This window comes from Soonwooa sp. (assembly GCF_030151385.1).
GTDB lineage: Bacteria > Bacteroidota > Bacteroidia > Flavobacteriales > Weeksellaceae > Soonwooa.
In genome coordinates this window covers 94,457-116,166 of the sequence record NZ_JASLDS010000045.1, presented here as the reverse complement: position 1 = coordinate 116,166, position 21,710 = coordinate 94,457, and the positions used below count along the sequence as shown (strand labels likewise).

At 36.1% G+C, this 21,710-nt stretch carries 25 protein-coding genes and 3 tRNA genes; 10 read left to right on the top strand and 18 right to left on the bottom strand.

The window, feature by feature from the left end; all coding sequences use genetic code 11:
• The first annotated feature begins 29 nt into the window (after positions 1-29).
• From Q1V95_RS08140 to Q1V95_RS08115, 6 genes are all read left to right on the top strand, one after another.
• A complete protein-coding gene (locus Q1V95_RS08140; RefSeq protein WP_300672556.1) occupies positions 30-923 on the top strand; it encodes a GLPGLI family protein in 894 nt (297 codons plus the stop codon).
• 114 nt (positions 924-1,037) lie between these two features.
• Positions 1,038-1,286, top strand: coding sequence for a FeoA family protein (locus Q1V95_RS08135; protein ID WP_300672554.1), 249 nt, complete (start codon positions 1,038-1,040; stop codon positions 1,284-1,286).
• Positions 1,287-1,288: 2 nt separating this feature from the next.
• Positions 1,289-3,328: a ferrous iron transport protein B gene (gene feoB, locus Q1V95_RS08130; protein WP_300672552.1), complete on the top strand. Its 2,040-nt coding sequence runs from the start codon at positions 1,289-1,291 to the stop codon at positions 3,326-3,328.
• An 18-nt stretch (positions 3,329-3,346) separates the two neighbouring features.
• Positions 3,347-3,487: a FeoB-associated Cys-rich membrane protein gene (locus tag Q1V95_RS08125; RefSeq protein ID WP_300672550.1), complete on the top strand. Its 141-nt coding sequence runs from the start codon at positions 3,347-3,349 to the stop codon at positions 3,485-3,487.
• A gap of 72 nt (positions 3,488-3,559) precedes the next feature.
• Positions 3,560-4,942, top strand: coding sequence for a phosphoglucosamine mutase (glmM, locus tag Q1V95_RS08120; RefSeq protein WP_300672549.1), 1,383 nt, complete (start codon positions 3,560-3,562; stop codon positions 4,940-4,942).
• A gap of 91 nt (positions 4,943-5,033) precedes the next feature.
• Complete coding sequence (locus Q1V95_RS08115; protein WP_300672547.1) at positions 5,034-6,404, top strand: tetratricopeptide repeat protein; 1,371 nt, start codon at positions 5,034-5,036, stop codon at positions 6,402-6,404.
• A 51-nt stretch (positions 6,405-6,455) separates the two neighbouring features.
• Here Q1V95_RS08115 and Q1V95_RS08110 read toward each other — a convergent pair whose 3' ends face one another.
• The 3 genes from Q1V95_RS08110 to Q1V95_RS08100 are packed head-to-tail and all read right to left on the bottom strand — an operon-like array spanning position 6,456 to position 8,426.
• On the bottom strand, positions 6,456-7,352 hold the full coding sequence (locus tag Q1V95_RS08110) for a DMT family transporter (protein ID WP_300672545.1): 897 nt from the start codon (positions 7,350-7,352) through the stop codon (positions 6,456-6,458).
• Positions 7,345-7,995: a leucyl/phenylalanyl-tRNA--protein transferase gene (gene aat, locus Q1V95_RS08105; RefSeq protein ID WP_300672543.1), complete on the bottom strand. Its 651-nt coding sequence runs from the start codon at positions 7,993-7,995 to the stop codon at positions 7,345-7,347. Before aat ends, Q1V95_RS08110 begins: the two co-directional genes overlap by 8 nt.
• Before the next feature lie 56 nt (positions 7,996-8,051).
• Entirely contained in the window at positions 8,052-8,426 is a 375-nt protein-coding gene (locus Q1V95_RS08100) for a DUF3127 domain-containing protein (RefSeq protein ID WP_300672541.1), read from the bottom strand.
• Between the two features lie 178 nt (positions 8,427-8,604).
• On the opposite strand from Q1V95_RS08100, the gene Q1V95_RS08095 reads away from it, so the two are divergent.
• From Q1V95_RS08095 to Q1V95_RS08085, 3 genes are all read left to right on the top strand, one after another.
• Positions 8,605-8,686: transfer RNA gene (locus tag Q1V95_RS08095), tRNA-Leu, on the top strand.
• 4 nt (positions 8,687-8,690) lie between these two features.
• A tRNA-Gly gene (locus Q1V95_RS08090) sits at positions 8,691-8,763 on the top strand.
• Positions 8,764-8,771: 8 nt separating this feature from the next.
• Positions 8,772-8,855 (top strand) — tRNA-Leu (locus Q1V95_RS08085).
• 142 nt (positions 8,856-8,997) lie between these two features.
• Here Q1V95_RS08085 and Q1V95_RS08080 read toward each other — a convergent pair.
• The 11 genes from Q1V95_RS08080 to Q1V95_RS08030 form a co-directional block, all read right to left on the bottom strand.
• A complete protein-coding gene (locus Q1V95_RS08080; RefSeq protein ID WP_300672539.1) occupies positions 8,998-9,642 on the bottom strand; it encodes a hypothetical protein in 645 nt (214 codons plus the stop codon).
• Between the two features lie 77 nt (positions 9,643-9,719).
• Positions 9,720-10,412, bottom strand: coding sequence for a hypothetical protein (locus Q1V95_RS08075; RefSeq protein ID WP_300672537.1), 693 nt, complete (start codon positions 10,410-10,412; stop codon positions 9,720-9,722).
• A 362-nt stretch (positions 10,413-10,774) separates the two neighbouring features.
• Positions 10,775-11,023 (bottom strand): hypothetical protein, encoded by a 249-nt coding sequence (locus Q1V95_RS08070; RefSeq protein WP_300672535.1) that lies wholly within the window; start codon positions 11,021-11,023, stop codon positions 10,775-10,777.
• Positions 11,016-11,408: a terminase small subunit gene (locus tag Q1V95_RS08065; protein WP_300672533.1), complete on the bottom strand. Its 393-nt coding sequence runs from the start codon at positions 11,406-11,408 to the stop codon at positions 11,016-11,018. The genes Q1V95_RS08070 and Q1V95_RS08065 overlap by 8 nt, the downstream gene beginning before the upstream one ends.
• A 6-nt stretch (positions 11,409-11,414) precedes the next feature.
• On the bottom strand, positions 11,415-12,032 hold the full coding sequence (locus Q1V95_RS08060) for a hypothetical protein (protein ID WP_300672532.1): 618 nt from the start codon (positions 12,030-12,032) through the stop codon (positions 11,415-11,417).
• An 18-nt stretch (positions 12,033-12,050) separates the two neighbouring features.
• Positions 12,051-13,013, bottom strand: a complete 963-nt coding sequence (locus Q1V95_RS08055) for a hypothetical protein (RefSeq protein ID WP_300672530.1) — start codon at positions 13,011-13,013, stop codon at positions 12,051-12,053.
• Positions 13,014-13,030: 17 nt separating this feature from the next.
• Entirely contained in the window at positions 13,031-13,321 is a 291-nt protein-coding gene (locus tag Q1V95_RS08050) for a helix-turn-helix domain-containing protein (protein ID WP_300672528.1), read from the bottom strand.
• Between the two features lie 146 nt (positions 13,322-13,467).
• A complete protein-coding gene (locus Q1V95_RS08045) occupies positions 13,468-14,397 on the bottom strand; it encodes a hypothetical protein (RefSeq protein ID WP_300672526.1) in 930 nt (309 codons plus the stop codon).
• A gap of 4 nt (positions 14,398-14,401) precedes the next feature.
• On the bottom strand, positions 14,402-15,727 hold the full coding sequence (locus Q1V95_RS08040) for a tyrosine-type recombinase/integrase (RefSeq protein WP_300672524.1): 1,326 nt from the start codon (positions 15,725-15,727) through the stop codon (positions 14,402-14,404).
• An 849-nt stretch (positions 15,728-16,576) separates the two neighbouring features.
• The gene (locus tag Q1V95_RS08035) at positions 16,577-17,104 is read right to left on the bottom strand and encodes a hypothetical protein (RefSeq protein WP_300672522.1); all 528 of its coding nucleotides are present in this window, start codon (positions 17,102-17,104) and stop codon (positions 16,577-16,579) included.
• Between the two features lie 22 nt (positions 17,105-17,126).
• Positions 17,127-17,933 (bottom strand): hypothetical protein, encoded by an 807-nt coding sequence (locus Q1V95_RS08030; protein ID WP_300672520.1) that lies wholly within the window; start codon positions 17,931-17,933, stop codon positions 17,127-17,129.
• 177 nt (positions 17,934-18,110) lie between these two features.
• Here Q1V95_RS08030 and Q1V95_RS08025 point away from each other — a divergent pair, with 177 nt between their 5' ends.
• Positions 18,111-18,815 (top strand): helix-turn-helix transcriptional regulator, encoded by a 705-nt coding sequence (locus tag Q1V95_RS08025; protein WP_300672518.1) that lies wholly within the window; start codon positions 18,111-18,113, stop codon positions 18,813-18,815.
• A gap of 120 nt (positions 18,816-18,935) precedes the next feature.
• On the opposite strand, the gene Q1V95_RS08020 is transcribed toward Q1V95_RS08025, so the two are convergent.
• The 4 genes from Q1V95_RS08020 to Q1V95_RS08005 form a co-directional block, all read right to left on the bottom strand.
• Positions 18,936-19,112, bottom strand: a complete 177-nt coding sequence (locus tag Q1V95_RS08020; RefSeq protein ID WP_300672516.1) for a histone H1 — start codon at positions 19,110-19,112, stop codon at positions 18,936-18,938.
• A gap of 274 nt (positions 19,113-19,386) precedes the next feature.
• Positions 19,387-20,241, bottom strand: a complete 855-nt coding sequence (locus tag Q1V95_RS08015) for a neutral zinc metallopeptidase (protein WP_300672514.1) — start codon at positions 20,239-20,241, stop codon at positions 19,387-19,389.
• A gap of 216 nt (positions 20,242-20,457) precedes the next feature.
• On the bottom strand, positions 20,458-20,940 hold the full coding sequence (gene ribH, locus Q1V95_RS08010; RefSeq protein WP_300672512.1) for a 6,7-dimethyl-8-ribityllumazine synthase: 483 nt from the start codon (positions 20,938-20,940) through the stop codon (positions 20,458-20,460).
• 3 nt (positions 20,941-20,943) lie between these two features.
• Complete coding sequence (locus tag Q1V95_RS08005) at positions 20,944-21,645, bottom strand: tetratricopeptide repeat protein (RefSeq protein WP_300672510.1); 702 nt, start codon at positions 21,643-21,645, stop codon at positions 20,944-20,946.
• Positions 21,646-21,710 lie beyond the last annotated feature (65 nt).

Genomic DNA, 21,710 nt, shown 5'->3' with positions numbered 1-21,710 from the left:
TTGGATATTACATTTAAAAACAATTCAAAATGAATATTAAAAAATTAGTTAGTCTCAGTTTTATCTTGTTGATGGGATTGCTTTCGGCGCAAGAAAATGCGAATCGTTTTTTCTACGAGTTAAGTTTTAAACCTAAAAAAGATTCCGCGAAAATAGATAAAGTGATGACGATTTTGGACATTACTAAGACGAAATCTCAATATGAAGATTTTACTGGTCCTGCACAAGATTCAATCTTAAAGGTGAAAGTTGAAGGCATGCAGAAGTCGGGAATCTTCGAAGATGTTACCAAAAGTATTAAGATGCCGAAGTTTTCTTATAAAATTCAAAAAGCTTATCCAGATATGAAGATTTTGGTGTCGGATATGATTAGTAACAGAAATGCTTTTGGCTATGAAGATCAAGTGAAATTCGATTGGAAAATCTCTAACGACAAGCAAAAGATTGGTGCATATAATACACAAAAAGCAACAACAGATTTTGGTGGAAGAAAATGGACAGCTTGGTTTAGTACAGATTTGCCTTTTCAAGATGGTCCTTACAAGTTTTATGGGTTGCCAGGTTTGATTGTTAAAATCGAAGATGCTGACAAGAATTATTCTTGGGAGCTAAAAGGAAATAAACAAATCAAAGATTGGAAGGAGCTAACTTATGGTGAAGAAATGCGTCGTACAATGGGTTACAACCCTAAAGTGACTGTGATTTCTAAAGACAAATTTGATGCGACAGCAAAAGTGTTTAGACAAGATCCATTCGGCGAATTTCGTCAATATATGACACCCGAAGCTATGAAAATGACTATGCCTGGTTCGCAGATGACAATGGGAGAATTTATTAAAAATCAAGAAAAGTTGGTTAAGGATTTCTTGGCTGCGAATGATAATCCAATCGAGATAACAGACGCACCTACTAAGAAGAAATAGTCTTAAAATATTGATAACATGATAAAAGTCGGGTGAAAGCTCGACTTTTCTGTTGTAAGGTGTTATTTAGATTTAATTAAAATAAGCTATCTTTGCAATTCTAAATCATTTGTTTTGACAAAAAAAATATCTGGTACATTATGTTGCTTTCCCAAAAATACGTTGGGGAAAATTAGTGGTTTTAATGATGAACTAAAGATGCCAACCAAAATTTTGGAAATGGGATTGTTGCCAGAAACAAGTTTTAAAATATTGTACCAAGCGCCTTTTGATGGGCCTTTGTATATAGAATATGGCGCCGAAAGAGCTCGTCTAGCTTTGCGCGTCGAAGAAGCAAGATTTATCGATGTAGAAGTGTTGTAATTATGGAGAATACTAAAGGTATTAGCAAAAAAGTATTGTTGGTCGGGAATCCTAATGTTGGGAAGTCGACCATTTTTAATTGGCTTTGTAACAAAAAACAAAAAACAGGTAATTACGCTGGTGTTACCGTTGCAAGTCATTCTGGACAATACGAGTTTGAAGGAGAAAAAGTGGAAGTTGTTGACTTGCCTGGTTCCTATAGTATCTATCCTAGTTCCGAAGATGAAGCGATTTTTTCTAAATATTTGGTGGAAGAAAGATCGACTTATGAAGGTGTTATCTACATTGCTGATGCGACTAATCTAAGACGTAGCTTGTTGCTATTTCAGCAGATTCGCGATTATGGGATTCCAGCCATTATGGTCATTAACCAAATTGACGAAGCTGAAAAACGCGATATTTTTATTGATACTCAAAAACTTTCTGACTTATTAAAAGTAAAGGTTTTCACAACCAATGCTAAAAAGAATTTAGGTCTTGACGAAATAAAAAAGGCTGTTAAAAATGCTAGCTTTTCAACAACCGAAAAACTTAGTTTTGAAATTCCTGTAGAGCAGAAAGAAATCGTAACGCACATTTCGGATCAAACACATGAGGCTAATCAATATCGTGTTTGGACGCTTTTGGCAGCTAATAATTATATTGGCAAACTTAATAACATCAACGAGATTCTTAAAAAAGAAGATACGAGTTGTCATGTTCCGAAGCGTCTGCAAGTCCAAGAAACTATCCGTCGTTATCAATGGATTGATGGCATTTTAGAAGAAATTTTAGATAAAAAACCAGCTTTTAAAGAATTGCTTACCGAAAAGTTGGACAAGCTTTTGGTACACAAATTTTGGGGTTATATTTTCTTTTTCGTGATATTGCTTTTGGTGTTCCAAAGTGTATTTTTCATTGCGCAATATCCAATGACTTGGATCGAAGATGGCTTTAATTGGTTAACAGCTTGGGCTGCCGAAACTTTGCCTGCAGGTCCGCTTAATAGTCTTATTACAACAGGTATTATTCCTGGTGTTGGTGGGATTTTGGTTTTTGCACCGCAGATTGGGATCATGTTGTATTTCTTATATCTTCTCGAAGATTCGGGTTATATGGCGCGTGTCGTGTTTTTGATGGATAAATTTTTACGTCCTTTTGGATTAAACGGAAAAAGTATTGTGCCTTTGGTGTCTGGCGTTGCGTGTGCAATTCCCGCTATTATGTCCACAAGAAATATCGAAAATACGAAAGAAAGATTAATCACTATTTTGGCAACGCCGTTTATGACGTGCGCTGCGAGAATTCCTGTATATAGTATTTTGATAACTTTGGTTATTCCAAATAAAACGGTTTTCGGTATTAAATACCATGCTTTGGCGTTGATGGGAATGTATGTTCTTGGTTTTGTACTGGCGCTTTTAGCAGCTTTTGTGTCGAAATCTTTTATTAAATCTAAAACCAAAAGTTTCTTGGTAATGGATTTGCCAACGTACAAAATGCCACTTTGGGGTTATGATTTTAAATTGATGTTGGAGAAAGTTTGGGGATTTATCACAGGTGCGGGGAAAGTCATTTTCGCAGTGAGTGTTGTTCTTTGGGTTCTGAGTTATTTTGGACCAAAACAAGAACCTAGTCAATTTGTTGCAACCGAAGTCAAGTTGGAAGATTCTTATCTTGGAAAAGTTGGACATTTTATAGAACCTGCCATTCGACCTTTGGGTTACGATTGGAAAATGGGAATCGGCTTGTTGTCAAGTTTTGCAGCGAGAGAGGTTTTTGTTGGGACAATGTCAACTTTGTACAGTTTGGATAATGATGCGCCCGAAGGCAAATTGATTGATAAAATGCATCACGATACGTATCCGAATGGCGAGAAGGTTTTCACGCTAGCAACAGGGATTTCGTTGTTAATGTTCTATGCCTTTGCGATGCAGTGCTTCACAACCATTGCGGTAGTCTATCGAGAAACAGGAAGTTGGAAGTTGACGGCAACACAAGCCATTGCAATGTGCGTTTTGGCATACATTGTGTCACTTATTACGTATCAAATTTTAAAATAACTTTTAAAAATAAACAAAATGGACTCTATTGTATTTCAGTATATTGTGATTGCTGTTTTGGTTTTAGCACTAGGTTATGCACTTTTCAGAAATCTGAGAAACTCTTTCCGAAAATCTAAAAAAGGTGGTGGCTGCGATACCAATTGCGGATGCTCTTAACATAATATATTCTTAAAGTTTAAGAAATCTTTTTTGCGTAATTTTGCAATAATTTTAAATCTAAAATATAGCATGTCATTAATAAAAAGTATTTCTGGTATTCGTGGAACAATTGGTGGACAAGTCAATGATAACTTGACGCCTTTGGATATCGTAAAGTTTGCTTCGGCATTCGGAACTTGGCTTCAAAACACTAAAAGCAAAAAAAATCTAAAACTTGTCATTGGTCGTGATGCTCGTATTTCTGGGCAGATGTTGTCGTCTTTGGTAACAGCGACATTGCAGGGTTTGGGTATTGATGTTGTCGACTTAGGCTTGTCAACAACGCCGACGGTTGAAGTAATGGTGCCAGAATTAAACGCGGATGGCGGAATTATCTTAACGGCTTCTCACAATCCTAAACAATGGAATGCGCTAAAACTTCTTAACGAAAAAGGAGAATTCATCAATGCTGAGGAAGGTTCAAAAGTTTTAGAACTTGCCGAAAATGAAGATTTCAATTATGCTGAAGTTGATGATTTGGGAAATTACGAAGTAAACACAGAGGCGTTCGATATTCATATTCATAAGATTTTGGATTTGCCAATGGTTGATGCAGAAGCGATTAAAGCTAAGCATTTCAAAGTTGTTTTGGATGCTGTTAATTCTACTGGAGGTTTAGCAATTCCAATGTTATTAGAAAAGCTTGGTTGTGAAGTTGTAAAACTTTATTGCGAGCCAAATGGTCACTTTCCACACAATCCAGAACCTTTGAAGGAACATCTTGGTGATATTTGCGAATTGATGATTAAAGAAAAAGCCGATGTTGGTGTTGTCGTTGATCCAGATGTTGACAGATTGGCTTTAATCGACGAAAAAGGCGAAATGTTCGGTGAAGAATATACCTTGGTTGCTGTTGCAGATTATCTTTTAAAACATAAAAAAGGCGCAGCGATTTCTAACTTGTCATCGAGTAGAGCGCTTCGTGATGTGGCGAAAAGTCACGGTTCAGAATATTTTGCAAGTGCAGTGGGAGAGGTTAACGTGGTTAACTTAATGAAGGAAAAAGATGCGGTTATCGGTGGCGAAGGTAATGGCGGAATTATCTATCCAGATTTACATTACGGAAGAGATTCTTTAGTTGGTGTTGCCTTGTTTTTAACACATTTAGCAAAAGAGAACAAAACGGTTTCTGAGCTTAGAGCAACTTATCCAGCATATTTTATGGGTAAAAAGAAAATCGAATTGACACCAGAAATTAATGTTGATGAGCTTTTAACTAAAATGCAAAAAGAGTATCAAAATGAAGAGGTTTCGACGGTTGATGGTGTTAAAATAGATTTTGCTGAAAACTGGGTTCACCTTAGAAAGTCAAACACAGAGCCAATTATCAGAATTTATACAGAAGCTAAATCGCAAGAAGAAGCTGACAAATTAGGTGATGATATCATCGCCAAAATTAAAAGTTTGATTTAATATTTTTTTATTAAATTTAAATATCATTAATTAAAGTCTATCGAAGTTTGTAAAGCTTTTTTCTCAGTTCGATAGTACGTTTATAAATATATTGGAAGAATTTTTTGAAAACGAACTTGCTAGAAAGTTCGAAGACATGATTGAAAATAATGAAGAACTTTACTTCGACACCGAAGAATACGAGGATATCATTATTTATTATTTGGAACTTGGCGACATTTCTTATGCAGAATTGGCAACAAAATATGCGTTGAAACTCCATCCAACTTCAATCGAATTAAAAACAAAACAACTAGAGGTTTTCCTTGAGTTAGAGCGTTATACAAAGGCTAAAGAACTTATCGACGAGTTAAAGCCATCTTGTATGGAAATGACAGACTTTTTGGTATGTTGTGCTAAATATTATTCTAATCTTGGGAATCCAAAACGCTCTATAGAATATTGCGAAAAAGCTTTGGAGTTGGAAGAAGAAGAAAACTTCTTGCACAACTTTATCGCTGACGAATATGTTAATCTAGATGATCCTTTCAATGCTTTGAAACATTATTCTAAAGCTTTGCAATACGATCCTCAAGACGAATATTCTTTGGAAAATGCGATGGCTTGCTATACGAAGCTTAATCGCTTCCAAGAAGCTTTAGGGTTTATCAACCAATATTTGGACAAGTATCCGTTTTCGGAAATGGCTTGGTTTGAGTATGGGCAATTGCATTTTAACAAAAAGAATTACCTAGAAGCCATCAAAGGTTTTGATTATCTTTTAGCGATTAATCCAAATTCGGTTGGTGTCTATGCTAACAAAGCCGCTTGTTATGAGGCTTTGGGAGATTGGGCACGCGCAATCGAAGTTTATGAAGAAATGTTGGAACTGGAGTATACGAAGGCTTTCACATTTTATAAAATTGGACTTTGTTACAAAGAAAACAAAATGCCGATTCAGGCTTTGGCTTATTTTCAAAAATCATTGATAGAAGATCCACAGTTTTATTTGTCGATGATGGAGCAGTCATATATCTACGAGGATATGGGCAAGTTAAAAGAAGCTTTGCACTTTGCTAAAGAAAGTGTTTTATTAAACGAGAATAACATCGAATATCAAAAACGTTTGGCTTTCCTTTATATTGAATCTGGTAAGTTTGAAGAGAGTTTGGCTTGTTTTAAAAAGTTGATTTCTGTAGAACCATCTAGATTTTATAATTGGTATGCGTATTCTGAAGTTTTGATGTTGATTGGCGAGTACGAAGATGCTTTAGCAGTTTTAGAAAAAGCAATTCAGTTGCATAACCGCGCAGAATTGCATTATCAAAAAAGCAATTGCTATTTCCATCTTAATTTGGTTAAAGAAGGCAATGAAGCACTGAAACAAGCTTTAGAAATGGATCCTGAAATCTCTGAAGATATGGGACAAAAATATCCATTCATAAAAGAAGCGGTTAAAAAAGTGAAAACCAAAAAGAAATAAAACTAAGACTTAGTTTTAGCAATAAAATCTTATTCGAAACAAAAAATCATCTCAATCCGAGATGATTTTTTTTGTGGGTTTGCTTCGTAAAAATATTAAACCTGCTAATATTAATACCGCGCCACCATATTGTATCCAAGTCAAACGCTCGCCATCTAGTAAACCCCAAATAACCGCCACAATTGGCATTATTAATGTTGTGGTTGATGCGAATAACGGATTTGAAATATGTAAGAGTTTATAGTTAATCATCATCGCTAATCCAGTTCCGAAAATCGAAAGAGTTCCAACGTACAAAAAACCGCTCCAAGGGATTTCAGCACCAGAATTTAGTTTTGTGAAAAAACCAGAGAAGATTAAAGTTAAAAATGACGGCAGTAACAATACAATCGAAAATACAAATGCCGAAAGTATTTTGGGTTCGATATGATGAAGTTTTGCTTTTACAGTAGTTGTGCTCACAGCATACATCAATGTTGCTAAAAGAAGCAAAAGGATAGGGTAGAGCTTAAATTCGCCAAAGTTTAAATTTCCAAACGCTAAGATGCATGCGCCTGTAAAGCTTATCAGGATTCCGTAAAGTTGTGTTTTGGTTGTTGCAATTCCCCAAGCCAAACTGCCGATAATAATCACGAAAATAGGCATCATAGAGTTGATGATTCCTGCAATACTACTACTTACATGTTCTTCCGCCAAGGGAAATAGAAACATCGGGAAAAAGTTGCCGCATAAAGCTGCCAAGATTAACCATTTCAGGTGTTCTTTTGGAAATTTTTTGATTTCTTTAATCGCTAATGGTAGCAAAACTAAACCTGAAATCAAAACGCGCAAGCCGCCAACTTGATAAGGTGTAAAGTAGATTAGAGATTTTTTTATTAAAATAAATGAAGATCCCCAAATTAGTGACAAAACAATGAGGAGAATCCATTTTAGCTTTTCGTTAGACATTTGACGATTGGTATAGAATTGTTAAATACTCTCTTTTTGAAATCATTTTGGCTCCCAAACTTTCCAGATGTTCGCTGTGAACTTGGCAATCGATAACATCAAAATCTTCCGTATGGGACTGGCAAAAATTAATAAAACCAGCCTTGGAAGCGTTGCTAACTTTCGAGAACATACTTTCGCCGCAAAAGACACGACCGATTTTAATGCCATAAAATCCACCAACCAATTCTTCGTTTTGCCAAACTTCAATGCTGTGGGCGATGCCTTTTTTGTGGAGTTCAACAAGAGAATTCAAAAGACTATCATTGAGCCAAGTGCCATCTTGGTCTGGTCTGTAAGTCGTTTGGCAAGCTCTAATGACCGCTTCGAAGTTTTTATTTTCGCTAAAACTAAAAACATTTCGGTTCAGGATCTTTGACATCGACTTCGAAATTTTTACTTCTTTAGGAAACAAAACAAATCTCGGATCTGGACACCACCATAATATATCTGTGTCTTCATTGTACCAAGGAAAAATTCCCAATTCGTAAGCGAAACACAATCGTTCTGGACGTAGATCGCCGCCAATCGCCATAATGCCTTGGTCGGGATCGTACATCATAGGATCCGGAAATGTTATATCGTTGGGGTCTAGTCTGATCATTGGGATAAAAAAATCCCACTAATAAGCAGGATTTATTTTTATTGTTTTCTTATGGTTTAGAAAGGAAGATCATCTTCTTCATCTTCGAAAACATTTGTGTTTTGCGCAGTGCTACTTGGCGCACCAGATGCGGCAGTTGGTTCGTTAGCACTTCCTTCTTCCATTTTCTCGAGTCTCCAACCATTGATAGAGTTAAAATATTTAACCTCTCCTTGTGGTGAAGTCCACTCACGACCACGAATGTTGATAGAAACTTTCACTTTGTCACCAACATTGTAGGCATTAAGCAAATCTACTTTTTCAGAAAGAAATTCGATGTTAATTGGCTGTGGATACTGCTCCTCAGTTAATAATACCATTTCTTTTTTCTGAAAACCACTTGCAAATGTCTGTAAATCAGAAAGCTTTTTAATCGTGCCTTGTAACTCCATGTTAAAATAAATTTATGTGGGTAAAGGTAATAAAAACGAAAATAGATTAAAAATTTTTGGGTCTAAAAAAGAGGTGGAAAAAAAATATAAAAAAGTTTTAAAAAATATTTGGTTGGTAAAGTAAAAAGGTTCTATATTTGCAACCACAAAACAACAGGTAAGAAGTTCTTTAAATAAAGCGGATGTGGTGTAATTGGTAGCCACGCCAGACTTAGGATCTGGTGCTTCACGGCGTGGGGGTTCGAGTCCCTTCATCCGCACTATGCGAAAATAGCTCAGCTGGTAGAGCACAACCTTGCCAAGGTTGGGGTCGCGGGTTCGAATCCCGTTTTTCGCTCACACCATGCCCTGGTGGTGGAACTGGTAGACACGCAGGACTTAAAATCCTGTGCCTCTTTTGGCGTACGGGTTCAAGTCCCGTCTGGGGTACATTAAGCCGCTGTTAATCGTTTGATTTTCAGCGGTTTATTCTTTTTAATGGAGCGTTTGTCCCGAAAATGTTCCTAAATTTCAATTTGGAAATAAAAATCCGACCTCATCAGTCGGACTTTTACAAGTTATATTTCTGAATTTATTTGCCCCCTTTAATAATTGGTGTTAATTCCTCTTTGAATTTATCAAATTCCTCTTTGTTAATAATTTCCAAATCCAACTCCTCTTTTTTCTTTTTCAATAATTCCACAGCCTCCTCGCGAGTTAATGGTCTCGTATTATGTAACGGTTTAATTTCGCCTTTTGTAATTGCATTATCAACCATCGTAACAGTTATGTAATTATCCAAAACTGTAAAATCGGTATTTGGTAAAGGTTTGACATAGAAGAAAACATAATTTTCAAGTCCCATACTTCCTTTGTTGAATTGGATTTTTTCAATCGTTATCTTGTAGTCTTTGTATTGTTCCTCAATGTAACGCATACCTTTCAACAATACTCCCGCAGGTTTTCCGTAAAACAAGTACTCAAAATGCCTTTTCTTACTAAACGCAGAATGTCCCTCGCCTGTAGGCGCGCCTAATATTAGTGTGTCGCCTACTTTGTAAGTGTTTTTGTCGGATGCGATATAATGTTTTATATCCATTCCTGTTTTGAAGTTTTTACCCTCCTCTTTACTAATCATTTTTGAGTATTGAAGCGTATCAATTTCAGATAGTTTTTGCGCAAAAGATGAAGTACACACACCCATCAAAGTTGCAATAAAATAAATTTTTGTTTTCATAGTTTATTTTTCAATTGAATATAATTTTTACAAATTAAAACATTTGGCAGGATATATTTTTACGGAAAACCGTAAACTTAAAGACCTTTCAAAGTTTCTGCCGTCTTTACATCTTGTTTTTGTTTGATTTCTTTCTCAATCACTTCACTTTTTACACGAACCTCCTCACTCGTTTTTTTATCATAAATACTAAAAAATGAAAGTATATTGGCTTTACATTTACTATCGTGAAATTTATACATAATAGTATATGCGTTAATATTATCATCCCGAAAAGCCGTTATATACGACCCCTCTGTTCGTTTGATTTCGCCATACACCGTGGAACATTTGATTTCCTTTTCATCCACCTTTGGTACACTTTGATATTTTAATTTTAATTTATCCGTCAATGGGAGAATATTATCTGTATATATCTCATAAAGAACTCCGTTATAAAATTTCAATCTCACTTGTTTAATTGTAAAATCTGCCACATCGTATTTACTTAATATAAATACCTGTGCATTGTCAATTAATGGATAATTACTAACTATTTTATCTTGTTTTTTGAGTTCAAAAATTTTTTTGGATGATGTGGAGGCGTAGCTACTAAAATTACAAGTTTGTGGAACATCGCAAACCTGTAATGTATAATCTTCATTTTTAAGACTATCAATAATTGCGACTTTGGTTTTGTTGATTTTAAAAATACCGATTCCATCGATATTACTTTGGGCGAAAATTTGTCCGAATAGGAAAAGGATAAAGAATAAAAATGTTTTTTTCATTTTTGAAATGTTTTTAATCCTGCCAGCCCCAAAGAGGATATTAATATATAAAAAGAGCGCGGAACTGAAGCCATAAGGTCAAGAGGTACCGCGAAGAACCCAACATCCAAAATGACTCAGCCCGCGCCGTATAAGGCACGGGCATAAGTCTATCATAAATGGATGTTTGAGAAAATTCGCGGTTTTCTTGAACCAATATAATAGCTTACGCCTTGTTTACGTTAAAATATTGTGTCAAATTTAATGTTTTTGAGTGAATTAATATGGAAATAAAAAACCGCCCCTTTTATGTGAAAAAGGACGGTCAAAAAATAACCTTTGCAATGGTCAAATAGTTTAGTTTTTACGCTTTTGGCTCAATATCAAATCGGTTTTAGTTTCTCATATCCGATATACTTTATTTCCTTATTCGGGTTTTCCCGTTCGGTCTTTTTCATAAACTCATCCCGCTTTTTTATTTCGTCGGGTGTGAGGTCTCCCGAAATTGGCGAACCATTGTAAACCACAATCAAATAATTATCCATTGAACTGCCGATAATTTTACTTTGGATTTCCAACGCCTCGTCTTTGTCGCCTCGCAATATTGCTTTGATAAATTCCCTTTTATTCATCGTTTCCGTTGTTAAGTTTGTCGATTACCTTATCCGCCAATTTCCCGATTTCAATATCGTTCATTTTTAGTATTAACTTCATATCGTCGTTATACGCTCCCAAATATTTCAATAACATATCCATTGCGCGCAAACGTACCGTTTCGCTTTTGCCGCTTGTGGCAATTCCTTTAACGAGGTTTACAACTTCTATAACGCTCATTTCCGCATTTTCGAGAGCTTCATTTTGTATTTTACTAATTTCTTTGACGATTTCAGCATTTTTCAACAATCTTTGCCCTGTACTATACGCGCTACGGTCGGAATAACCCGCCTTTTTAGCCGCTTCCGTTGCGTTTCCGCTTCGTGAGTATTCTGATATAAATATTTTACGTTTGTGGTTCATTTCCCTTTATTTGGTCAATAAATCGTCGATTTTATCCAACAGGTTAACGGATTCGTCCGCCAACTTCGTTTTTAGTTCGTTTTCGGCATCCTTTGCCGCCTGTGGATTTACTTCGTCCTCAAACTTGTAAACGGCGTTTAATCTTTCTTCGACGGTCAAATCCTTGTTTAACATCGTTTGGATTAATTCCTTTTCCTCGTCGGGTCTTTTTTCCCACGCGTCCGCTAATTTTTTACGTTGTTCAAGTGGTAAATTTCGATTCGTAACCGCTTCCAAATATTCATCCTCCGACATATTCCAAACTTTCAACTCCAACGGGGTTGCGGGTTCCCCGACCGCGCCCGAATAATATTCCGCCTTGTAACTTTCGATAAGTTGCCAAACGTTACCGCAGGAACTATTGCGGGCGGAACTCGTCAATAATACCGTTTCGGGTTCGAGGTATGCGCCGCTTTGTGCTTTGGTCAGTTCAATATCGGGAAACAAACGCAGGGTATTTTCAAATAGTTCATTTACTTTTTTCGGAACCATTCCCCCAAATTGGCGTTTAATTTCTGCGCGCATAATTTCCCGCACATTTTCGGCGGCTTCATTGTCCAAGACAATCGTTGTTTTTGTACTCATTTTTTTAGTGATTTTAGGTTAATATTTATTTGTGTTAAAGATTGACGTTTCCGAACCATATTTGAAGTTCCAAAACGTCAACTCTTCGTTATTTTTATTATCGTCCAAAACGTCAACTCTTTGAACGATATTTTTTAGTGAGTTTTCCGACAATATTTTTACCGTATTTTGGAAATTTTCGCCACCGTATTTTGTGATGAGGTTTGTAAATTTCTTTTTGGTGTTTAATTTATTTGACCTGCTTAACTCATTCCAAAAATCCTTATTTCGATATTTGGAAAGTGCCAATTTTTGACGGGTGGTTAACTTTGTTTCGTCGATACTTTTATCATCAAATAAAACCTCATCAAAAACGCTGTTAAGGTCTTTTATCATTTCCGCCGCGTTCGCCGTCGTAATGTCGCCAATTGTACCAATTCTGAGTTTTTTAAGGTGTTGGCTGTCTTTTATTTTCTTTTCAATCCTCAAAACATTGCTTTTCAAACTATACTGTTTGCCTTTGTTGTACATTTTCAAATCATATTCTTTTTGATAACATACCTTTCCGATTTTTTCGTAATTACCCATACCCTCAAAAGGTTTGTATTTGAAACAAATAAGGCGATTTATAAACAAATCGGGGTCAAAGGGCGGGCAAACATTCAAACCGTATTCAATCTGAAGTATTTTCGCCTCGTTTGGGTCGGCTCCCAACTTTTCAAACAAATACTCAAAGGCGTTTCGCATTTCCTCAATGGTAAAAATTGAATGATTTTGACCGTGCCAAAACTTATGAATGCTACCCTGCACCCATACGCGCCCCGAACGGAATATTTTAACCGATATTGAACAATCGGAGACATCGTGAATACGCAAATACGCAATTTCATAGGTTCCCAATATTTCGCCCGTTTTCATATTCACGGGCTTAATAAAGTCAAATTTCGCTCTTAATTCGTCTGCGGGTCGGTTCATCAATTCAATTTTAAACCAATCAATCATTTGGGTACTTTTAGCCCTTAATAATGGGTTTTGTTATTGGTTACGGTTGTCAATATTTCGGCGTGCTTATACCGTACGCGGTTCCCGATACGATACGCGGAAATAATCCCCTTTTTTGTCCAATCGTAAATCGTCGGTAGGGTAACGCCTAACATTTGCGCGGCTTCACTTCGCGTAATTAATTTGTCGTCGTTTGCGGCTTGTGGTTCGGGGCGGCTTTGCCCGCTTAATACGCTTGTGAGATTGTCCAATTTTTCCGCGAGGTCGGCAATGTTTACGCCATTTACCTCAATTTTTACTGTATTCATTTATTTAAAATTTTATTTGTTATCACTTTGTCAAAAACAATAAGGCAAAAGTAAATTGAACAAAACATTTAAAACACTGATATACAATAAAATAACCCAACATTATTTAAAATGTTGGGTTGGGTTGGGTAAAAAGATTTTTTTAACTAAAACTTATGTTTAGGCGGGCGGCTTAATAACTCATTCAATTCTTTATCAATATCACTTCCATTTTTAAACCCTATAAATATTATTTCCAAATCCCTGTCAATCTTTGTTCCGTTACTTTTCCCGTCATTCAAAGCCCTTTTAAATTGGTCGGCTGTAACATATTCGGTATTATGTTTAAAGGCATTTAGTAAACTCAATTTTGTTTGCCATTGCTTTTCAAAAACACCAATTATACTTAATGCTTCAAAAAATTTTGATAATCCATTTAACGCAATTCCATTTTTAACAATAATTGGCGTTGTAAGCGTTTCCAAGTTTAATATTTGTTTCCATTGGTCGGAAGTGGAATTTTCAAAAAGCAAAGTATTTACATCTTTCAAAATCAATTCAATTTTTTTCAAAGCATTTTCAATATTGTTATTGTATGCCAAAATGCGATTTTCGCCGCTTTTTTTAGTGCGCCCTCCCGTTGGGTTACCTTTGGCTCTTTCACGCTCTAAACGGCTTAAAAAGCGGTTTGTTTTATTTTGTAAGGATTCCATTGTAGCAATTAAATAATTGCCGTTTTCCATAATTACTACATTGTCGGGGCGGTATGCAATTTCAATTTTTGATTCATCAATAAAATCCTGCGCCTTTTCCTTTTGCTCCAAAAGAAAATTTTCGTTTGCGGAACGGGTGTTTATTTCGTTTAGCCAATCCAAATAAAATTTTTCGCACGCTTTGCGAAATACTCCCACGTCGTGAATTTCAATTAATAATTTAACTTTTTCGGGATTAAACAAACTTTCAGACGGTTCCCAATTATTATTCTCATTCAATCGTTCAATGTGTTTTTTGAGTATTTCGGGGTTTTCATCATAATACTTTTGTAGGTTATCAATCCGCTGCCCGTTTTTATCCGTCAAAAAATATTCGCTTTCCATTTGATTAAATTACTTTTAAATTAAACTCCAGTCCATTTTCCGCCGCTTTCCTTTTGTAAAAGTTCCGCAATACATCAGCGTTTTCCGCCGCCGTTTTCTTTATGTAGGTCAAAAATTGCGTTTCGGTTGCGTGTCCCGTTATTGCCATAATTACAGGGGTTGGTATTTGCCCGTACAAATTCGTCGCAAACGAACGGCGGCAAATATGCGAGGTCATCAACTCATATTTTGGGAACGTTCCCGATACTTTGCGAAATAGTTTTTTAACGCCTTTGGCTTTGGCTTCGTCCTCATTGATGCAATCCATTTTCGCCCCGTGTACCATTTCCGTAAATCCGACCTTTTCGCCGATTTCCTTTAGGTATTCATTAAACTTTTGCTCACTAATCGAACGCGGCAATTTTCCGCCGTTTTTAATCAATGTACGTTCGATTTGTTCGTTAATAGGTATTTCGGCAATTTTGCCCGTTTTCTGTGCCTTTATGCGTATCGTATCGGCTTTGATATGCGATAAGTCCAAACGCATAAAATCCGACACCCTAAGCCCTGTATTTAACCCAATTACAAACAAGTCCCTTGCATTGTCCAGATACGGGGTTCCGCTAAAGTCATAATTGAATATTTTTTGAATTTCGGCGGTGGTCAAATAAATATCCTCTGCGGATTCCCCAATACTCATAAACTCGCTGTTTTTGTAATGGTTTGATATTGGTAAACCCTCCAAATCAATTTGACCACAAAAGAATTTTATTTTTTTGATATAGGTTCCGATTGTATTGGTACTATGTTTTAGGGTATTTCTGCAAAAGTCCACAAAGTCAAAGTAAAAAGTCATTGTAATATCCTCAAACCTCAAACGCTTTCCCCTGTCGGTTTCATATTGGGTTAGGGTGTTTAATGTAGTGGTGTACTTTTTTAGAGTGCTTTGGCTTATCGGTTTGCCTTTGTATAATCTTTTTGGAGCGGTTTCGATAAATACCTTAATCCAATCAATGAAATATGTTAATTCGGGCTTACTTTCGTCCACACGGTTAAAAAATTTATCGACTTTGGTTTTTAACCAATCATTTGAAATTGATTTTTCGCTATTGTAGTCAAGATTAAAATTTTCGATAACATTTTTTTTCAATTCCAAAAGTTTCGAGTTTATAAAATCTTTGTCTAATGCTTCGACTTTGTTTTTTACTTTCTCGTTTCTGTTATCCCAATAATCAAATTTAATTTGCAAACCTGTCGAGGTTGTAAAATCATACTTTTTACTCTCCCAAAGTCTGACATAAATTTTTGAATATGGATTTTTTCGTTTTTTGATAAAAAATAGCACTTTCATTGACTACAAATATTTATGCTAAATTAATTAAATCCCGAATATGTCCCGAAAAAAAGTTTATTTATTTTTATTTGGCTTTATTTTTCTTTATTCTTAAAATGCTGTGAATAGGGCATTAAAGCCGATTAATAGTAAAGATAATAATGTTTTAAGATTGGTGGGTTTGCCTACCGTCTGGGGTACATAAGAAGACTGATAATCATCGATTATCAGTCTTTTTTGTTTTGTCGCTGTTTTTGTGACTCTATCTCTGCAGGGTTTTAGCATTGCTATGTAGTCTTTTTCGTTGCCTTTTTATCGATCTACGATTTCGAAATTGGCATTTGCATTCACCTTATTTTTATTTAATATTTCAATACGATCTTTAATAGAGTATAATTTAAAGAAACTTTTATATTAATTTCAATAAATGCGAAGATGTCTTTTTTTGAAAACTTTAAATACAATAGGACTGGCTTCTCTGTTTGCTTTTTTTTGGGTACTTTATCTAATTTTAGATCTGCTACTAAACACTTTTTTAAACGAAATGGAGTTGAATTCTTTTGAAATCATGTAAGTATTTTGTTTTCATCGATGTGGTTATAGTGTTAAGTCCTCTAAGCCTAATATTACAGCAGTGAAATTGGCTTGCAACAAACATTTTCGATCGCAGTTTTGATAATTTTTATCGGGTTATAAGTTTTAGTTAATACTTAAACCAACTGCTAAAAATGAATTTGTGTGCTTTAGATATATAAATGAGTTTTTTTTATTTAAAGGTATTAACAATATCTCGTACTTCATATCAATAAGACAAAAAACAGGCTCCGAAAACTCAGAGCCTGTTTCATTAGATATTAAATTTCAAAATTATGGTTTCCAAAAACTCCAAACTGTACCATTGTACACGCAAAGTTGTTTGGTTACCGTATCATAAACAATCGTTCCGGGTTCTGGTTTAACAATGGTAAGATGAGGGCTTGCTACCTTTGGCAAAACCATTGCCTTGTCGGTATCAGCAAGAACCAAAATACCTGGCGTAGTATCCGTTGTTGGATTTCCTCCGATTTGAGTTTTCGCACTTGCTCTTTCTGTTAAGCCGTTCTGAAGCGATGTATCAACAGCTCCGTCTGTATTTACCGATAAGTCGAACCAATTTCCTGATCTTCGGTATTTCACTTTTTTATCATCGCTATCATAGATGATTGTTCCATCTACAGCACCGGCAACGTCAGCTTGTTTCGTAACCCACGGCAACACCATCGCTTTTACATTATCTGCACCATCATAAAACTCTAGAGAAACGGATGAATTGCTAATGCTAGTCTTGCCTATTGCCACCTGTGCAAAGGCACAGGTTACAACAAGACTAAATAAGGATATGAATAGTTTCTTCATAATGTTCTTTAATATTTTTTGATTAATCTGGACAAGCAGGAGTGGTGTAACAACTCCAAATTGTTCCGTTATAAATTTTCAAGCAATTGTTCGTAGTATCATATACCATCATTCCTTCTACGAAGTTAGCCGTCGCGATACCTACCGGATTTCCAGCGGATGTAAATGCTACTCTGTTCACCACAAAACCTTTGGTTTTAGCTTCTAGAACTGTCCATGCGCCGTTTCTTACCATTGGCCAATTTCCATTTGTAGAACCAGCTCTTCCTAAAGCAGTAATACCATGGTTGGTTGGAGATGTTGTACCTGTTAAAACTCCTGGTTTATAGCAACTTGTTAGAACATTTGAACCATTAGAACTTGAACAAATACAATTGTTTGATTGCTCAATAATAGCATAATACATTCCTGTTGCACAGCTTGCCCCTGCAATTGGTGTGAACGAATAATTCTGCGTTGATGTAGAATTTGCTGCTACTGCAGAAATTGTAGCCGTTCCAAACAAGGTATTCGTTGGATTTCCTGCTGCATCTCTACAATAGAAATTAACTTTAATATCTCCTGAAGTTGCAAATGCTGTTGTATTATTCAATGTTATTGATCCACTAAAGTTTGTTCCTGCCAATGATCCATTAATAGATGAAATCGCATAAACTGGTTTGTTAATTGTGAAGTCGAATTCATACGTTCCTGTAAGAATAGTTACATCTGTACAAGTTCCGCCTGGCGCACTTGGACAAGAAATACTTCCCGCTTTGTCAAATCCTGTAATTTTTATTTGATGTGCTCCGCAAGTGATTTGAGGCTGAGCTTCAATATTGCCTATCAAAAAAACAAAATAAATGAAAGTCTAGATCACCTTAAGTTAGCACTTCCATATCTTGAAACTACTACAAATTCCGCGTTATATGAAGCATACAATCTTCTTTCAATCGTTTATAAACTAAAAGGAGATAATGTAAAGTCGCAAGAATATAGAAACAAATACAACAAAGTAAGAACCTTTTTGACGCAAGAAGAGCTCACTAATGTAAACACATCCATAAAGACAATTGAAGATAAGCGACTTGAATTGCAAAAAAAGTCAAGACTTCAAAATACATATATTATTATAACCGGATTAATAATTATTGGAGGTATTTTGTTCTATTATTTTAGACAAAGAAAGGTTTCTAAAAATCAGAAGAAGAGTTATGAAGCTATCATTAAAAAATTAACTGATGAAAAAGCTCAACTAGAAAATAACGCTTTTAAGATTGACTCCGAAAAAGAAGAAGATTTTGTTGAGATCGAAAATCAAGAAATTGAAAAAGAGGAAGTGCTTGTGAAAAAGCAGACAATCTCTAACGAATTGGAAACTATTATTTTGCAGAAGCTTTGCCGATTTGAACGGGGGAATAAATATACAAACCCTTCAATATCTCTTGCGTCGCTCGCTGGTTTATTGGGGACCAATACGCAATATCTTTCCGAAATCATCAACAAACATAAAGGCAAAAATTTCAATGCCTATATCAATGAATTAAGAATTAATAATATTATTAAACGACTAGTAGAAGATAAGAGGCTTGCGAATTATAAAATATCATCTTTAGCGGAAGAAGCCGGATTTTCTTCTCATAGTCTTTTTTCGAAAGTCTTTAAACAAGTTGCAAATATGTCTCCCTCAGAATTTGTCCAGATGCATCAAAATCAAAATCCCAAGTCTTAGAGGTCGTATAATCGTCTTAAAATAGTTATGAGAAAAATTTTTAGAAGTGTAAAAGCTTTTTTATTTCAAGATAAAAAAAGCCCTCATCCGAGGGCTTTATAACTTGATAGATTCAAAAAATTACTTTTTAGATTCTTCAACAGAAACTTTTCTGAATTCTTTGAATAGTTTTGTTAATTCTAAAGCTGATTTTCTAGCTCTTGCTCCTGCAGCTTTGTTTCCTTTTTCTTCTTGTAAGCTAGCATCAGTTTTGAAAGCTTCGATTTCTACATTGATCTTTTCAATAAGTTCTTTCATTGTAAATTATTTTAATTTGAGCGTCAAATATAAAATTTTGTTTTAATGTTCCCAATTTTTTTTCAATAAAAATGATGCTGTAAGGCTTTATTTATGGGATTTTTAACTTTTTGACTGCGATTTTGGCGACTTTGGATATTCAATTCTTTGGTTTTTGCTATCTTTTGTAAATAAAAGTCGTTTTCCAAGTCTTTTTATTTTGTCGAATTCTTACAAGAAAAGTCAAAAAAACTCCAGATTGTGCATCTGGAGCTGTGTATGTTTAATGTGAATTTTACTTCAATAAAGCATTAAAGGTATCACCTTGGCGAATATCGCCTGTGTTGTAACCTTTCATAAACCATTCTACACGTTGGGCAGAAGAGCCGTGTGTGAAGGCTTCTTGATTAACTGTTCCTGTGGCTCTTTTTTGGATGTTGTCATCACCAACGGCAGCCGCTGCACTAACAGCAGATTCGATGTCACCAGGTTCTAGGATATGCTCGCGGGAATCGGTTTGTTTTGCCCAAACGCCAGCGTAGAAATCTGCTTGTAATTCTGTTGCAACCGAAACACGATTAAGGTCCGCTTCCGAATAGCGTCCGCTTCGTCGCAGTTGGTCGACCTTTTGGGTTGTTCCGAGGAGGGTTTGGACATGATGACCAACTTCGTGCGCCATAACATAAGCAATCGAAAATTCGGTTACTTTGGCGCCAAAACGTTGTTGTAGTTCTTTGAAGAAACTCATGTCCATATAGACGGTTTCGTCAGCAGGACAATAGAATGGTCCCATTGCAGATTCTGCCGTACCACATCCGGATTGTGTGGTGTTCTCAAAAAGTACAACGTGGGGTTTTCTATAAGTCATTCCGTTTTGTTGGAAGATTTGTGTCCATGTTTTTTCGGTTTCGCCGGTTACCATTTTCACAAACTCACGAACTTGAAGTTCTTGTTGTGTAAGGTCGCGTTTTTCGGTTTGTGGTGCCGAGTTAACCGCTGTTCCTAATATTGCTGAGGGGTCGCCTCCTAAGAAGAAAACTATGGCAGCAATAATTAATGTGCCCAGTCCGCCGCCAACAAGCAGTCCGCCACCGCCACCAGTGCCTCTGCGGTCGTCGACCATGTCGCTTCTATCGTTAGTCCATTTCATAATTTGAAAATTTATGTGATAAAATTACAAAAAAAATGTAGGTAAAAAACCTACATTGTATTTTATTGTTAGAATGCCGAAATTCTTCTATTATAGCCCCGATGGAAGCATTTGTTTGAGCTCGTTGTAAAGCTTTGGAAATGCCTTGGCTACTACAGCGAGTGCGGACAGCGGGACCAATAGTCCATAGAATGACAAATGGTCTTGCTCCTAAAATTATACTTTGTTGTTAAACTGTATCATTTTGATGGCTGTAACAGCTGCTTCAATACCTTTGTTGCCCAATGCACCGCCACTTCTAGCAATAGATTGCTCTTTGGTGTCGTCCGTCAAAACGCAGAAAATCGTTGGGGTTTTGGTAAGGACGTTGCAGTCTTTGATACCGTGCGCCACCGCCGAACAAACGTAGTCGAAGTGAGGCGTCTCACCGCGTATAACGCAGCCAATCGCGATAACCGCCGCAAAACGGTTGGATTTGCACATTTGCATCGCTGCAAAGCTAAGCTCGAAAGCGCCCGGAACGTAGAATACCTTGATGTGCTCTTTGCGAATGCCTTCTTTTTGAAGTACTTCTATTGCGCCATCGCGCATGTTGAAAGTCACGAAATCATTCCACTCCGAAACAACAATGCCGATTGAATATTCATCGGCATTGGATAGGCTGAGTGGCTTGTAATCTGAAAGATTAACCGTTGCCATGTTTTAGTAATATTTAGTCATTTCAATATAAGCATCAGATTGACCGTTGTCGTAATCTTGATACTTCTCATCGATTGTTGCAAAGTATTTTTTAGCTTCTGCTTTTTTGTTAAGCGCTAAAGCCAAAACACCTGCTTTTTTTGTAAAATAATAGGCAGTGAAAGCATCTTTAGAAGCTGATACTGCTTTGTCCATGTTGCTAAGAGCATCGTCAGCTCTGTTAAGGTTAGAAGAGCAATCTGCCATCGCACCATACTTCATCGCCATTAAAGTCTTATTGTCGCTGCTGAACTTGTCCAACATGTCATAAGCTTTTTGGAAGTTTCCTTTTTTGAACTCAATCAGACCAGCGTTATAAGCAGCAAGCTTACCAGCGTCTGTTGCAGAATATTCGTTATAAGTACCTACAAAGCCTGGGTTAGCAGCGCTTTTTCCTCCTAAAGCTAAGTCGTTGTCACCTTTTGTAAGGTTAGCTTGCGCTGTTAAGAATGATTTAGTTGCTTCTTGGTTTTGAGGTCCAACGATAAATTGCTTGTAACCAAAGAATCCTAAAACTGCTAGAATAATAACTCCAAAAACAATACCTATTGTCTTAGAATGCTTTTCTAGACCTTGTTCTACATCGAATGCTTTTTGGTCTAAGTCTTTAAAAAACTCTACGGTTTCTTTACCTTCCTCGATTTGTTTTTTATTTAAGTCTGCCATATTTTTTAGATAATCGAAATGCAAATTTAATGCTTTCTGCTTGATATGCAAAAAAACTGCGTTTT

Coding starts and splice junctions, on each gene's coding strand:
- Q1V95_RS08140 (WP_300672556.1), top strand. CDS start 30: ATGAATATTAAAAAATTAGTTAGTCTCAGTTTTATCTTGTTGATGGGA.
- feoB (WP_300672552.1), top strand. CDS start 1,289: ATGGAGAATACTAAAGGTATTAGCAAAAAAGTATTGTTGGTCGGGAAT.
- Q1V95_RS08125 (WP_300672550.1), top strand. CDS start 3,347: ATGGACTCTATTGTATTTCAGTATATTGTGATTGCTGTTTTGGTTTTA.
- glmM (WP_300672549.1), top strand. CDS start 3,560: ATGTCATTAATAAAAAGTATTTCTGGTATTCGTGGAACAATTGGTGGA.
- Q1V95_RS08110 (WP_300672545.1), bottom strand. CDS start 7,352: ATGTCTAACGAAAAGCTAAAATGGATTCTCCTCATTGTTTTGTCACTA.
- aat (WP_300672543.1), bottom strand. CDS start 7,995: ATGATCAGACTAGACCCCAACGATATAACATTTCCGGATCCTATGATG.
- Q1V95_RS08100 (WP_300672541.1), bottom strand. CDS start 8,426: ATGGAGTTACAAGGCACGATTAAAAAGCTTTCTGATTTACAGACATTT.
- Q1V95_RS08080 (WP_300672539.1), bottom strand. CDS start 9,642: ATGAAAACAAAAATTTATTTTATTGCAACTTTGATGGGTGTGTGTACT.
- Q1V95_RS08075 (WP_300672537.1), bottom strand. CDS start 10,412: ATGAAAAAAACATTTTTATTCTTTATCCTTTTCCTATTCGGACAAATT.
- Q1V95_RS08070 (WP_300672535.1), bottom strand. CDS start 11,023: ATGAATAAAAGGGAATTTATCAAAGCAATATTGCGAGGCGACAAAGAC.
- Q1V95_RS08065 (WP_300672533.1), bottom strand. CDS start 11,408: ATGAACCACAAACGTAAAATATTTATATCAGAATACTCACGAAGCGGA.
- Q1V95_RS08060 (WP_300672532.1), bottom strand. CDS start 12,032: ATGAGTACAAAAACAACGATTGTCTTGGACAATGAAGCCGCCGAAAAT.
- Q1V95_RS08055 (WP_300672530.1), bottom strand. CDS start 13,013: ATGATTGATTGGTTTAAAATTGAATTGATGAACCGACCCGCAGACGAA.
- Q1V95_RS08050 (WP_300672528.1), bottom strand. CDS start 13,321: ATGAATACAGTAAAAATTGAGGTAAATGGCGTAAACATTGCCGACCTC.
- Q1V95_RS08045 (WP_300672526.1), bottom strand. CDS start 14,397: ATGGAAAGCGAATATTTTTTGACGGATAAAAACGGGCAGCGGATTGAT.
- Q1V95_RS08040 (WP_300672524.1), bottom strand. CDS start 15,727: ATGAAAGTGCTATTTTTTATCAAAAAACGAAAAAATCCATATTCAAAA.
- Q1V95_RS08035 (WP_300672522.1), bottom strand. CDS start 17,104: ATGAAGAAACTATTCATATCCTTATTTAGTCTTGTTGTAACCTGTGCC.
- Q1V95_RS08020 (WP_300672516.1), bottom strand. CDS start 19,112: ATGAAAGAACTTATTGAAAAGATCAATGTAGAAATCGAAGCTTTCAAA.
- Q1V95_RS08015 (WP_300672514.1), bottom strand. CDS start 20,241: ATGAAATGGACTAACGATAGAAGCGACATGGTCGACGACCGCAGAGGC.
- ribH (WP_300672512.1), bottom strand. CDS start 20,940: ATGGCAACGGTTAATCTTTCAGATTACAAGCCACTCAGCCTATCCAAT.
- Q1V95_RS08005 (WP_300672510.1), bottom strand. CDS start 21,645: ATGGCAGACTTAAATAAAAAACAAATCGAGGAAGGTAAAGAAACCGTA.